Origin of the sequence: Sphingomonas sabuli (assembly GCF_014352855.1) — a bacterium.
Lineage (GTDB): Bacteria > Pseudomonadota > Alphaproteobacteria > Sphingomonadales > Sphingomonadaceae > Sphingomicrobium > Sphingomicrobium sabuli.
In genome coordinates this window covers 1079862-1093381 of sequence record NZ_CP060697.1, presented here as the reverse complement: position 1 = coordinate 1093381, position 13520 = coordinate 1079862, and the positions used below count along the sequence as shown (strand labels likewise).

The 13520-nt window shown below is 65.0% G+C and carries 11 protein-coding genes; 3 read left to right on the top strand and 8 right to left on the bottom strand.

Annotated features, from left to right (window positions below; all coding sequences use genetic code 11):
- Positions 1–178: 178 nt before the first annotated feature.
- Both H8M03_RS05550 and H8M03_RS05545 read right to left on the bottom strand, forming a co-directional pair.
- On the bottom strand, positions 179–1531 hold the full coding sequence (locus H8M03_RS05550; protein ID WP_187480740.1) for an HlyD family type I secretion periplasmic adaptor subunit: 1353 nt from the start codon (positions 1529–1531) through the stop codon (positions 179–181).
- On the bottom strand, positions 1528–3237 hold the full coding sequence (locus H8M03_RS05545) for a type I secretion system permease/ATPase (protein ID WP_187480739.1): 1710 nt from the start codon (positions 3235–3237) through the stop codon (positions 1528–1530). The genes H8M03_RS05550 and H8M03_RS05545 overlap by 4 nt, the downstream gene beginning before the upstream one ends.
- A 286-nt stretch (positions 3238–3523) precedes the next feature.
- Here H8M03_RS05545 and H8M03_RS05540 point away from each other — a divergent pair, with 286 nt between their 5' ends.
- The 3 genes from H8M03_RS05540 to H8M03_RS05530 all read left to right on the top strand — a co-directional run bounded on the left by H8M03_RS05540 (position 3524) and on the right by H8M03_RS05530 (position 8381).
- On the top strand, positions 3524–3835 hold the full coding sequence (locus tag H8M03_RS05540; RefSeq protein ID WP_187480738.1) for a hypothetical protein: 312 nt from the start codon (positions 3524–3526) through the stop codon (positions 3833–3835).
- 27 nt (positions 3836–3862) lie between these two features.
- Positions 3863–6424, top strand: coding sequence for a M10 family metallopeptidase C-terminal domain-containing protein (locus H8M03_RS05535; RefSeq protein ID WP_187480737.1), 2562 nt, complete (start codon positions 3863–3865; stop codon positions 6422–6424).
- 184 nt (positions 6425–6608) lie between these two features.
- On the top strand, positions 6609–8381 hold the full coding sequence (locus H8M03_RS05530) for a calcium-binding protein (RefSeq protein ID WP_187480736.1): 1773 nt from the start codon (positions 6609–6611) through the stop codon (positions 8379–8381).
- A 70-nt stretch (positions 8382–8451) separates the two neighbouring features.
- On the opposite strand, the gene pnp is transcribed toward H8M03_RS05530, so the two are convergent.
- The 6 genes from pnp to rbfA form a co-directional block, all read right to left on the bottom strand.
- The gene (gene pnp, locus H8M03_RS05525; RefSeq protein ID WP_187480735.1) at positions 8452–10833 is read right to left on the bottom strand and encodes a polyribonucleotide nucleotidyltransferase; all 2382 of its coding nucleotides are present in this window, start codon (positions 10831–10833) and stop codon (positions 8452–8454) included.
- A 159-nt stretch (positions 10834–10992) separates the two neighbouring features.
- Complete coding sequence (gene rpsO / locus H8M03_RS05520; protein ID WP_187480734.1) at positions 10993–11262, bottom strand: 30S ribosomal protein S15; 270 nt, start codon at positions 11260–11262, stop codon at positions 10993–10995.
- Positions 11263–11268: 6 nt separating this feature from the next.
- Positions 11269–12177: a tRNA pseudouridine(55) synthase TruB gene (truB, locus tag H8M03_RS05515; RefSeq protein ID WP_187480733.1), complete on the bottom strand. Its 909-nt coding sequence runs from the start codon at positions 12175–12177 to the stop codon at positions 11269–11271.
- Complete coding sequence (locus H8M03_RS05510; protein ID WP_187480732.1) at positions 12165–12677, bottom strand: GNAT family N-acetyltransferase; 513 nt, start codon at positions 12675–12677, stop codon at positions 12165–12167. Before H8M03_RS05510 ends, truB begins: the two co-directional genes overlap by 13 nt.
- A gap of 20 nt (positions 12678–12697) precedes the next feature.
- Positions 12698–13120 (bottom strand): hypothetical protein, encoded by a 423-nt coding sequence (locus H8M03_RS05505; protein ID WP_187480731.1) that lies wholly within the window; start codon positions 13118–13120, stop codon positions 12698–12700.
- A gap of 4 nt (positions 13121–13124) precedes the next feature.
- A complete protein-coding gene (gene rbfA / locus H8M03_RS05500) occupies positions 13125–13517 on the bottom strand; it encodes a 30S ribosome-binding factor RbfA (protein WP_187480730.1) in 393 nt (130 codons plus the stop codon).
- Positions 13518–13520 lie beyond the last annotated feature (3 nt).

Here is a 13520-nt window from a genome sequence, read left to right as displayed (position 1 = left end):
CTTCGCCTGACGAGACACCATACGCGCTCTGCTTCGAGGCGTGACCAAAGTAAGCGCGCCAGCGGACAGCTCCGTCCGCTCTCGCCTAGCGCATTACAATAACACTCTTCGGGCGCCGGCTTCGATGTGCCAACGCCGGTCGCTATTCGGGCTGGGCGACCTCATCGGTCGCTGTGGCCTATTCCTCGTGGAGTGCGTGCCGGAAGCTGCTGGTCAGCGGTTCGAGCAGATATTCCAGCGCCGAACGCTTGCGGACCGACAGCATCGCGTCGACCGGCAGGCCCGGACGCAGCTGGCCCTGGCCCAGCGTCCGCTGGATCATTTCGAAGTCCTCGCGGGGTACCTCGATTTCGGCGCGGAAATAGCGCTGTCCGGTCTTCTCATCGCTGAAGCTGTCGGCCGAGATGTTGGTCACGGTGCCGTTCATCAGCGGCAGGTTTTTGTCGCGCACGCTTTCGAAGTGCAGCTGCGCTTCCTGGCCCGCGTAAACATTGTCCGCATCGGCGGGATTGACCTGCGCCTGGACGACCAGGCGGCGGTCCTCCGGCACGATTTCCATTAGCGTCTGGCCGGGTGCGACCACGCCGCCGACCGTGAAGACGTTGAGGCCGACCACGCGGCCCGTGGCGGTCGCCCGGATCTGCGCCCGCTCGAGCTGCTCGCGGACCGCGATCAGCTTGGGCAACGTTTCCGACAGCCGCGCTTCCGTCTCGCGCATGTTGGTCGCGATCTCTTCCTGCGTGGAGCGAACCAGCGACAGCGACTGCATGCGGGTTTCCCCCATGCCCTCGCCGGCACGGGCCATTTCCGCGGTCATCGCCGCTTCCTGGCCACGCAGCTCGGCTTCGGCGCGTTCGAGCGCGCGAACGCGGTTCTTGGACGCGAAGCCCTTCTCGGCAATCGAACGCAGGCCCTTGAGTTCTTCATCGAGGATGCGGCGCTGCTCGACCATCGTCTTGCGGCGCTCGGAATAGCCCGAGCCTTGCTCGGCCAGCTGGCGCTCGCGCTGCGACAGGACCGATTGCTGTGCCGACATGGACGAACTGCGCGCGCGAAGCTCGCCCATCTGCATCCGCAGCGCCTGTTGCGCCAGCGGGCGGTCTTCGGGCCGCAGGTCTGCATACTCCGCCGGGGGGGTCAGGGACGACCGGCCCGCCTGCTCGGCCGCAAGCCGGGCCCGTTGCGCCAGCAGCATGAGATAGTCGCTGGTTAGCGCCCGTTCCGCTGCCTTGGTTTCCGGCGCGGACAATTCGACCAGCACGGCGCCGGATTGCACCATCTGGCCTTCCTTGACGTTGAGGGCGGTGACCACGCCACCGGTCGGGTGCTGCACCGCCTGGCGGTTGCCGGACACGGAAATCACCCCGCTGGCGCGCACGGCCGCGTCGAGCGGCGTCAGCGCGGCCCAGCCAAGCAGGACGACGAAGAACAGGATGGCAATGCCAAGGCCGATGCGGATATCACGCTTGGGATCGTCCAGCGTCGCCTCTTCGGGCTCGGGCAGGTCGAAGCGCTGGTTTCCGATGTTCATGCGGCGCTCTCCGGTGTGGGGGCGGGGGCCATCAGTTTGGCCATCACGGCAGACGTTTCACCATACATGCGCGGGCGGCCGGACTCGAGGACCATTACCTTGTCGGTGAATTCCAGGACCGTCTTGCGGTGCGCGGCGATGATCACTGCACTGCCCCGCGCCTTCATCGCCTTTACCGCATTGGCGAGCGCGACGTCGCCGTCAGTGTCCAGCCAGCTGTTGGGCTCGTCGAGCACCAGCAGAGCGGGCGAACCGTAGAGCGCCCGGGCGAGCGCGATGCGCTGTGCCTGACCGGCGGATAGGCCCTGACCCATCGGGCCGAGCACGGTCTCATAGCCTTGCGGGAGATGGAGGACGAGTTCGTGCACGCCGGCCAGTTTGGCGGCCTCGACGACGTGCGCGTCGACGTTGGCGCGATTGGGATTGTCATCGAAACGGCAGATATTGTCGCGGATCGTGCCTTCGAGCAGCGACGGCTGCTGCGGGATATAGCCGATGTGCCGACCCAGCTCGTCCGGGTCCCAGTCCGACAGCTTGGCGCCGTCGATGCGCACCGTGCCGACCGACGCTTCGGTCGCCCCGACGATGATCTTCGACAGGCTGGTCTTGCCCGACCCGCTGGGACCGATCAGCGCCACCGCCTCGCCGGGCCGCACGTCCATCGACACGCCGAACAGGATCGGCCGCCCATCGGGCATGCGCAGGCCGACCTGGTCGAGCGAAACCTGCCCCTTGGGATCGGGCAGTCGCGTGCGGACCGGGTCGTCGACCGGCTCATTCTCAAGCGCGGTGGACAGGCGCATGGTCGCGGCCCGCGCCGACATCAATGATCCCCAGCCGGAGATCACGGCGTCCACCGGCTGCAATGCGCGGCCGACGACGATGGAGGCGGCGATGATCGCGCCGGAGGAAATCTTGCCTTCGACCGCCAGCAGCGCGCCAAGGCCAAGCGCCGCGGACTGCACGAACATCCGCAGGAAACGCCCAGCGGCGGTGAAGCGGCTGCCGTCGAATTGCGATCCGGCCAGCTGGCCCACGCCCGCCGACCGTTTGTCGAGACCGAGCGAAACGATCCGCGACGTCATGCCCAGCGCGCGCACGGACTCGCCCTGCATCGCGGCCCCTTGCGTCCAGTTGGCCGCGGAGGCGAGTGTCGCCGTCGCCTCGTTGATCGCGGGGCGGGTGACCCTCTGGTTGGCCCAGGCGAGCGCCAGCATCGCGACCGACGCAACGATGGCCAGTACGCCAATCCAGAAATGCAGCATGAAAGACACGATCAAGAAGATCGGCAGCCAGGGCACATCGAACAGCGCTGCAAACGCCGGGCTGGCGACGGTCGTGCGGATAGTGTCGAAGTCGCGCATCGCCTGGGTGCCGGCGCCGCCTTGCGTGATGGTGCCCTTGAGCAGCCTCGGGGCGACCAATGCGTCGAGCCGCAGGCTGGCCCGCACCAGCAAGCGCAGGCGGACCGCATCGAACGCGCTCAGGCTGAGCAGAGCGATGGCCAGCGCAAGCGTGACGAAGGCGAGCGTCGCGATCCCGCCCGTGGGGACAACGCGATCGTAAACCTGCAGCATGTAGATGGCGGGCGCGAGGTACAGCAGGTTGACAAACATGCTGAACAGGCCGGCGGACAGGAAATGCGATTTGCACTCGCGCGCCGCGCGAGCCAGCAATGGCGGTAAGGTGATTCCGAAGATGTTCACGATTGTGCCCGCGTTCCTGCGCTGTGCCGGGGTTGCAACTCGATTATTACCTCCCTGATGTCAATCCGTCTAAGTGCTTGACACCCTTGCCTGTTTTACAAAAAAACGGGCTAACAGACAGCCATTGTTCACTTTTTGCTTCGTAATGATGGTTTTGCAGGCCAGCTTGCGCAAGGGTAATGCAGGCAATCGACTGCTTGGGGGCGGGGAGGTTCAAATCATGTTTGCCACTCGCTGTATTGTGAGTGCGGCCGTGTTCGCCGCAGTGTCTGGGAGCGCTTGCGCCATGGGGACCACGTCTGGACCGGCAATCCGCTGCACCGTCGAGAACGCCGGCAAGCTGCCCGCCGACCTCGGCGGGAGCGCCGGCGTTTGCGCGGCGATCGAGCGCGCGCTGGCCCCGAAAGTGGCCGAAGCGGGCGTCGACGCGTCGTCGGTGACCATCGCGCTGGCGGTGAAATCGCCGCACCAGATGTCGGCAGTCGCTACGGTCGACGGCCGCGCGCTCCCGCAACAGAATGTCGGAACTACCGATCGGCCGCTTACCGCTGGCGCGATCAAGATGCTCGCGGCCGCGCTGGCGGACCAGATCAAGTAATTCGGACGATCGTCCACGGAGGGTTGAATGGTTGATATTCCTGCAGATTCGCTGACGACTACGGACATCACCGTCGGCGGCACGCTGACCAACCAGCTGGAGGTCGTAGGCGATCACGACTGGATTCGCATCGAGTTGACCGCCGGTCAGCGGATCGTGATCACGCTTAACGGATCCGGCGCCAATCCGCTTGAGGATCCCTATCTTTTCGTCCGCAACGCGGCGGGCACGCTCCTCGCGGAAAATGACGACAGCGGCTCGGGCCGGGATTCGCGGCTCGTGTTCACCGCAACGACGACCGGCGTCTATTATCTCGACATCGGTGCGTACGACGAATCCTACGCCGGCCAGTATACTGTCACCGTTCAGCCCTACACGGCACCGCCGGTCTACAGCCTCGAGCAGGCCGCCAACCAGCTCACTCACGGCTTCTGGAATGGCGATTACCGCCATTTTGACGTTAGTCAGGGCGACTCGATCACGGTCAACCTCACGGCGCTGACTGCCGCCGGCCAAAACCTCGCGCGTGCGGCTCTACAGCTTTGGACCGACATCATCGGCGTCGAATTCGACGAAGTCGCGACCGGCGGGCAGATCGTCTTCGACGATAGCGATGAGGGAGCCTACTCGACCTCCAGCTATAGCAATCACATCATTTCGCGGTCGGAGGTTAACGTCGATGTCGCCTGGCTGACCGAATATGGCGCAAACCAGCAAGGCTACGCCTTCCAAGCCTATATTCACGAAATCGGCCATGCGCTCGGGCTTGGCCATGCCGGCGATTACAATAGCGTGGCGACCTACGACACCGACGCGCTGTTCGCGAACGATGCGTGGTCGACCTCGATCATGTCCTACTTCTCGCAAACCGAAAACGCCTACTTCGTCGATCGCGGTTTCGACTATAATTTCGCTTTGACCCCGATGAGCGCCGACATCCTCGCGATGCGCTTCCTGTACGGGCTGTCGACCACGACCCGCGAAGGCAACACCACTTACGGCACCAACTGGACTAACGATTCCGGTGCACTGACAATCTTCGACAGCGGCGGCATCGACACGATCGATCTGGGCAACCGCAGCGGCTCGCAACTGGTCAACCTTAACTCCGGCACGTTCTCCAATGTGCTGGGAGAGACCGGCAACATCGCCATCGCACCGTTCACGGTGATTGAAAATGCGCGCACCGGGACCGGCGCGGATACGCTGATTGGCAACTCGGCCGCGAACTTCCTCGACAGCGGCTCGGGCAACGACACGTTGCAGGGCAATGCCGGCGACGACCGCCTAGCGCCCGGCCAGGGCTCGAACACGGTCAACGGCGGCGCGGGCTCCGATACCGTCGATTATTCCGTCGGCATGACCGCCGGGGTCAGCGTCAATCTGGTGACTGGCCTGGCCAGCACGCAGGGCGGTGCCGGTACCGACACGCTGATCTCGATCGAGAATGTTCGCGGGACGACTTATGCAGACACGTTGCAGGGCAATACCGGCAACAACGTCCTCGACGGCCGCGGCGGATCCGACACGATGACCGGACTGGCCGGCGACGACACCTATTATGTCGATGCCGCCGGGGATTCGATCGCCGAAGTGGCGGGAGGCGGCTCGGACACGGTCTACAGCTCGATCAATTTCGCGCTGGCCGCGAACATCGAAAACCTGATCCTGACCGGAACGGCCGTTTCCGCCACCGGTAACGGCGCAATCAACCGCATCGTTGGTAACGCCAGCAACAACATCCTGAACGGCGGGGCCGGGGCGGACATCATGCGCGGCGGTGCGGGCAACGACACCTATTACGTGGACAACGTCGGGGAACGCCTGGCCGAATTCGCCGGTCAGGGGCGGGACCTCGTCTACAGCTCGGTGAGCTTCGCACTCAGCTCCAATTTCGAAAATCTGACGCTGACCGGCAGCGCGGTCCGCGCGTCGGGCAATAACCTGGCCAACCAATTGACGGGGACGAACGGCAACAACGTGCTCAACGGCGGCCTGGGTGCGGACGTGATGACTGGGGCTGGCGGCAACGACATCTATTATGTCGAGAACGCCGGCGATCACACGGTGGAAGCTTCGGGCGGCGGGCGCGACCGCGTCTATTCCACGGTCGCCTGGTCGCTCGAAGCCGCGGTCGAAGACCTGTTCCTTCGCGGTACCGCTTCGATCGCAGGGCGCGGCAACGCCATCGACAACGTGATCGTCGGCAACGGCGGTAATAACGTGCTCGACGGGCGCGCCGGTGCGGACAGCCTGCGCGGATCGTTGGGGTCGGACACGTTCACGTTCCGCACCGGCGAATTCGGCGGCATGAGCGCGTCGACCGCCGACCGCGTGATGGACTTCAGCCATGCGCAAGGCGACCGGCTCGACTTCCACCTGGTCGACGCCAACGCGGCGCTGGCCGGCGACCAGGCGTTCGCCTTCATCGGCACCGGCGCTTTCACCGGCGCCGCGGGACAGCTGCGCTATCAGATGTCCAACGGCAACACCTACGTTTACGGCGACACAAATGGCGACGGGGCGGCCGATTTCATGGTCCGCCTCGACGGCAGCCACACGTTGGTCGGGGGTGACTTCATACTCTAGCTCGCGGTCGGACGAGCGAGGGATACGCGCTACTAACTAAAGCTAAGTGTCTGAAATCCATCGCGGATGCGAGGAGATTTGGCTTGTGCCGCGCTCGACTTTCGAGGATCAAGCATGCGGTCGGCAAGCGGGCATCGCCGTCTGCCGCGAGCGGGTTTGATGTCGAAGCGGGCGGGGAGGCAGCATGGCGTATTTCGTGTTTTCGGATGGACGCGACACTGCTGTCGTCCAGATCCTGGATCCCTTGCAGATCGATCATGCACGCGGGCTGATCGACGGCTCGGTTACGGATGCGATGCGCATAGGTGGCATCGTTGTCGAGGCCCCCGCAAGCTACAACGTGGGGTGGGCCTATCATATCGATCCCAACGCCGTTTCTTTTTATGATTCATCGGCCGAAATCGGCGATGCTACGATCCGCCATGTCGAGGACTTCGTTCGGTCCGGGCAACCGCTGAACGATTTTCTGCCGCACAACAGCTGGGGCGCCTGGGGAACGTTCGTTGTCCGCGAGCTGGCAGAAGTCAGCGGGACGGCGGCAGCGGAAACGCTGCTGGGTAGCGGCTCGGCGGACATCGTCTTCGGGCTGGACGGTGCCGACCAGTTGCGCGGCCAGGCAGGCGAGGATGTTCTTGTCGGCGGCGGCGGCCACGATTTCATCAACGGCGGGACACAAGACGATAAGCTGGGCGGGGAAGCCGGCTCGGACAGGCTGGTGGGTAGCGCGGGCGACGACGTGCTCGACGGCGGTGCCGGCGACGATGTAGCCCGCGGCGGAACGGGCAACGACCTTTACATCGTCGACACGGCTGCCGATGCGGTGATCGAACTCGATGGCGAGGGCGCCGATCTGGTCCGGTCCACGCTCAGCTATTCGCTCGGCTCGAATGTCGAAAACCTTGAGCTGATCGGGGCCGAGGATCTGATTGGCTCTGGCAACCGCCTCGATAACGTCCTGCGCGGCAACGCCGGTGATAACGACCTCTATGGCCGCGATGGCAACGACACCATGTACGGGGACGGCGGCGACGACCGCGTCGTGAGCGGCGAAGATCGCTTGTACGGCGGCGCAGGTGACGACAAACTCTTCGGCGGCGACGGCAACGATATCCTCGTTGGCGAAGCCGGCGCCGACGTCATGCACGGCGGCGACGGCAACGATACCTATGTGGTGGATGATGGCGCCGACCGCATATCTGAGCTGGAAGAAGAGGGTATCGACACGGTCTATTCGTCGGTGAGCTTCTCGCTCCGGTCCCACATCGAAAACCTGGTGCTGGGCGGGTCGGCGGTGCGCGGGACCGGCAACGGCCTCTCCAATGCGATCAGCGGCAACGCTCTCGACAATGTGCTAAGCGGCGGTTCCGGAGCGGACCTGCTTTCCGGGCAACAGGGCGATGACGCCTATATTGTCGATGACGCGGGCGACCGCACGGTCGAGGAAGCGGGCGCCGGACGCGACCGCGTCTATACGTCGATCAGCTGGGCACTGGACGCGAATGTCGAAGACGCTTTCGCGCGCGGATCGGCCGACATCGCCCTGACCGGCAACGGGCTGGGCAATGTGATTGTCGGCAATGCCGGCGATAACGTCCTCAACGGACGCGGCGGGTCGGACAGCCTGCGCGGCGGGCAGGGCTCGGACACCTTCCTGTTCCGCAACGGCGAATTCGGCGGCGTGAGTGCGTCGACCGCCGACCGCGTGATGGACTTCAGCCACGCGCAGGGCGACCGGCTCGATTTTCACCTGGTGGATGCCAACGCGGCGCTGGCCGGCGATCAGGCGTTTGCCTTCATCGGCACCGGCGTCTTTACGGGCGCTGCGGGACAACTGCGCTATCAGATGTCCAACGGCAACACCTACGTTTACGGCGACACCAATGGCGACGGGGCGGCCGATTTCATGGTCCGCCTCGACGGCAACCACGGGCTGTTGGGGAGCGACTTCATTCTTTGAAGCCTAACGAAAAGCCCCGCCGCGATCGTCTCGCGGCGGGGCTTTCTGTTGGTTCGACTGAAGCCGACGTTTAGTCTTCGTCGCCGCCGGTCAGGAAGGCCGGGGCGAACTTGGGCTCGCCGCCCTCGTCCTTGCCGCCTTCGTTACCGTCGCGGTCGCGGCGCGGGCCGCGGTCGCCACGGCCGCCGCCGTCCCGGTCGCCGCGCGGACCGCGGTCGCGGTCGCCGCCGCGTCCACCGCCGCCGCCGCCACGACGGCGGTCGCCGTCCCGGCCGCCGCCACGGCCACCGCGGTCGCCACGGGGACCGCGATCGCCGCCTTCACGCGGTTCGCGCGGCGGACGGGTGTCCTCCAGCTCTGCGCCGGTTTCCTGGTCGACGAGGCGCATCGACAGGCGAACCTTGCCGCGCTGGTCGACCTCGAGCAGCTTGACCTTCACTTCCTGCCCTTCCTCAAGCACGTCGCGGACGTTTTCGACCCGCTCGTTCTTGATTTCGGACACGTGCACCAGGCCGTCCTTGCCGGGCATGAACGTCACGAACGCGCCGAAATCGACGATGTTGGCGACCTTGCCGGTGTAGATGGTGCCGACTTCCGGCTCCGCGACGATACCCTGGATCCACTGGCGCGCGGCCTCGATCTGGGACAGGTCGGACGAGCTGATCTTGATCACGCCCTCGTCGTCGATGTCGACCTTGGCGCCGGTCTCCGCGACGATTTCGCGGATGACCTTGCCGCCGGTGCCGATGACTTCGCGGATCTTGTCCTTGGGGATCTGCATCGTCTCGATGCGCGGTGCGTGCTCGCTGAGCTCGCCACGCGTTTCCGGCAGGGCCTTGGCCATTTCACCGAGGATGTGCGCACGGCCGTCCTTCGCCTGGGCAAGGGCGGTCTGCATGATTTCCTCGGTGATGCCGGCGACCTTGATGTCCATCTGGAGCGAGGTCACGCCTTCCGACGTGCCGGCAACCTTGAAGTCCATGTCGCCAAGGTGGTCCTCGTCGCCCAGGATGTCCGAGATGACGGCATAGTCGCTGCCTTCGAGGATCAGGCCCATGGCGATGCCCGCGACCGGCCGCTTGAGCGGAACGCCGGCGTCCATCATGGCCAGCGAGCCGCCGCACACCGTTGCCATCGAGCTCGAGCCGTTGGACTCGGTGATGTCGGACAGGACGCGGATCGTGTACGGGAATTCCTCGACGCTCGGCAGCATCGGGTGCAGCGCGCGCCAGGCGAGCTTGCCGTGGCCGGTTTCGCGGCGCGACGGGGCGCCGAAGCGGCCGACTTCACCGACCGAATAGGGCGGGAAGTTATAGTGCAGCATGAAGCGCGAGTAAGAGAGACCCTCCAGCCCGTCGATCATCTGCTCCGATTCCTTGGTGCCCAGCGTGGTGGTTACGATCGCCTGCGTTTCACCGCGGGTGAAGATCGCCGAACCGTGCGCGCGCGGCAGGAAGTGGACCATCGCTTCGATCGGGCGCACCGTCTTGGTGTCGCGACCGTCGATGCGGCGGCCGTCCTTCAGGATGGCGGTGCGGACGATGTCGGCTTCCAGCCCCTTGACCGCCTTGCCGGCGACCAGCTGTTCCTGCGGCTCGGCGTCGGCGAAAGCCTCCTTCGCCTTGTCGCGCGCATTGCTGAGCGCGGTCGACCGCTCCTGCTTGTCGGTCAGCTTGTAGGCGGCTTCGATGTCCTTGCCGATGAGGTCCTTAAGCTTGGCCTTGATGCCCGACTTCTGGTCCTTGTCGCTGTTCAGTTCCCACGGCTCCTTGGCGGCCTTTTCGGCGAGCGAGATGACCGCTTCGCAGACCTGCTGGCTGGCCTTGTGACCGAACATCACGGCGCCGAGCATGATCTCTTCGGACAGCTCCTTGGCTTCCGATTCCACCATCATCACGGCATTCAGCGTGCCGGCCATGACGAGGTCGAGCTCGCTTTCCTTCTGCTGTTCCGGGCTCGGGTTGAGGATGTATTCGCCATCCTTGTAGCCGACGCGCGCGGCGCCGATCGGACCCATGAACGGAACGCCGGAAATCGTCAGCGCGGCCGACGCGGCGTACATGGCGACGATGTCGGGCTCGTTCTCGCCGTCGTAGGACAGCACCTGCGCGATCACGAGGACTTCATTGTAGAAGCCTTCCGGGAACAGCGGGCGGACCGGACGGTCGATCAGGCGGCTGGTCAGCGTTTCCTTCTCGGTCGCTCCACGCTCGCGCTTGAAGAAGCCGCCGGGGATACGGCCGGCAGCGGAAAACTTTTCCTGGTAGTGGACGGTCAGCGGGAAGAAATCCTGGCCTTCCTTGACCTTCTTGGCGGCGGTGACGGCGCACAGCACGACGGTTTCGCCAAGGGTCGCGAGAACCGCGCCGTCGGCCTGGCGGGCAACGCGGCCCGTTTCGAGCTTCAGGGTCTTGTCCCCGAGCGCGATTTCTACAGTCTTGATATCGAACATGTCATTTCCTTCACCCCGCGGGCCGGATGCCCGGCGGGACAGCATTTGGCAGGCAAGCCGGCCTGCGAGCGGTCTGGGGCCTTGAAATGCCCCTAAGGCCGATCCGCCGAATTGCGGCTGGCCCCATAAGCAAACGGCTCCTCGAGGGAGCCGTTCGGGTTACTTGCGAAGACCCAGCTTCGCGATGAGATCGGTGTAACGCTGCTCATCCTTGCGACGAAGGTAATCGAGCAGCGAACGGCGCTGGTTGACCAGCATCAACAGACCGCGGCGCGAATGGTTGTCCTTCGCATGGGTCTTGAAATGGTCGGTGAGGTTGCGGATCCGTTCGGTCAGGATGGCGACCTGGACTTCCGGCGAACCGGTGTCGTCCTTGCCCCGGCCATGTTCCTTGATCAGCTTGGTCTTCGTTTCAGCGGTAATCGACATAGAAATTCACTCCGCGACATCCGGGAAATTGAAACCCCGGACGACCGTCAGGCCGTCGGCCGTGGCTTCGACCAGCGCGACGGGAACTCTGTCCAGTGTCGCCAGCTGAAGCCCCGGCGTTACCGGGAACCCGGATAGGCGCTGTCCTTGTCGGATCAGCTGAGCCTGGCCGGGGGTGACGGGGAGGGCCGGGATGTCGTCCAGCGCCGCTTCCAGCGGAAGCACCGCCCTCGTCAGGTCGCGCGCTCTAGCGAGTTCGTCCAGAAAGTCCAGCGAAATAGCCGATTCCAGACCGAACGGGCCAGCGCGTGTTCGTCTCAACATGGACACGTGCCCGACGCTGTTCAACGCCAACGCGATGTCCCGTGCCAGCGACCGGATGTACGTCCCCTTGGATACGGTGGCGCTCAACGTCGCGCTGTCCGCGTCTGCGGCAATCAGGTCGAGCGCGTGAACGGTGACGCAGCGGGTCTTCATCTTGACCTCTTCGCCTGCGCGGGCGCGGGCATAAGCGGCCTTGCCGTCGATCTTCAGCGCCGAATAAGCGGGCGGGACCTGCTCGATCGGGCCGGTGAAGCCCGGCAGGGAAGCGGCGATGGCACCTTGGGCGGGACGCACGTCGCTCGTCGCCATGACGGCCCCTTCCGCGTCCAGCGTGTCGGTCTGCTCGCCGAAACGGATAGTGAAGTCATAGACCTTGGTCGCGTCGAGCATCCGCCCGGCAACCTTGGTCGCTTCGCCGATGGCGATGGGCAATACGCCGCTGGCCAGCGGATCGAGCGTGCCGCCATGGCCGACCTTGGTTTTCGGTTCGCCCGCGGTGCGCAGGGCGCGCTTGACCGCCGACACCGCCTGCGTCGAGCCCAGCCCCACAGGCTTGTCGAGAATGATCCAGCCGTTGATCAAGTCGGCCATTCGTCCTTGAGGATGGAAAACAGCACCGTGTCGCGAACATGGCCGGTCCAAGTGATGGTGTCGGCGCGGCGTACGCCCTCGCGCACCGCGCCGAGCCTGGCCATCGCCGCCTGGCTGCGCACATTGCGGGCGTCGACGCGGAATTCGATGCGGATGAAGCCGGCTTCGATGGCTCGGCGGATCATCATGTCCTTGATCCGCCGGTTGATGCCGGTGCCGCGAAAATGCGGGCGGTAGTAAGTGAAGCCGATCTCCAGACCGCGATTGGCCGGGTCGATGCGCAGATAGCTCGACATGCCGACCAATTCGTCGTCCTGCCACAGCGTGAAGGTCACGGTGTCGGGCCGCGCCAGCAGCCTGACGATGGTCTCGTCGAATGCCTCCGGTCCGCAATTGACGGAGTAGATGTGCCAGATTTCGCGGTCCTCGGCGCAGGCCGCCTTGAGCGCTTCGTGACGCTCGGGCTGGAACGGCTCGGCGCGGCATCCGTCGCCGACCATGGGCCGCCCGAGCGCCGCGATCACGGGCGGAACACGACCATCACGGTGACCAGCATGCCCAGCGCAGCTATAACGGTGGTAATCCGTCCGACGCCCTTCGACCGGGTCCAGCCGCTCAGCCCGACGCTGGCGAACAGGCTGAGAATGCCGACGACGAATGCCAGGACCATCGCCGCGCGCAGTCCGTCGCCGGAGAAAGCATCCATCGACCGCGGCGCCTGCGGGTGCACGTGCGCGATGACGCTGATCGACGCGATGACCGAGACGATAAAGGCGACCGCCGAAGCCGCGGCGCAGGCGATGGACGCGGTCATCACCCGCCCCTGGTTTCCAAGCGTCAGCAAGGTCGCGAGGTAAGTCGCGGCAAAGCCGCCGAGAAACGCGCCCACCGAAGACAGCAGCGACGCCAGATCGGCAAGATAGGCGGGCGCCAGCGGCTCCATGGGATCAGTCCTCGTCGAGGTCCTGCGCGACATGGTCCGAGCGCAGCAGCCGGTCGATGTGGCTGCCCTCGTCGAAGCTTTCGTCGGCCAGGAATTTCAGCTTCGCGGCATATTTGGTCTGCACCCGCTGCGCGACCTCACGTTGGAGGAAAGCCGTATTCTGGCGCAGCGCCTTCAATACCGCTTCCTCGTCCTGGCCCAGCAGCGGCTTCACGAACACCGTCGCATGGCGCAGGTCGGGCGACATGCGCACTTCGGTGATGCTGACCAGGTGCGATTGCAGCGTTTCGTCGTGCACGTCGCCACGGCCGAGCAACTCGCTCAGCACGTGGCGCACCTGCTCGCCAACCCGCAGCAGGCGGACCGAGCGGCCTTCGGACGTTTCGTTGCGGCGCATCCG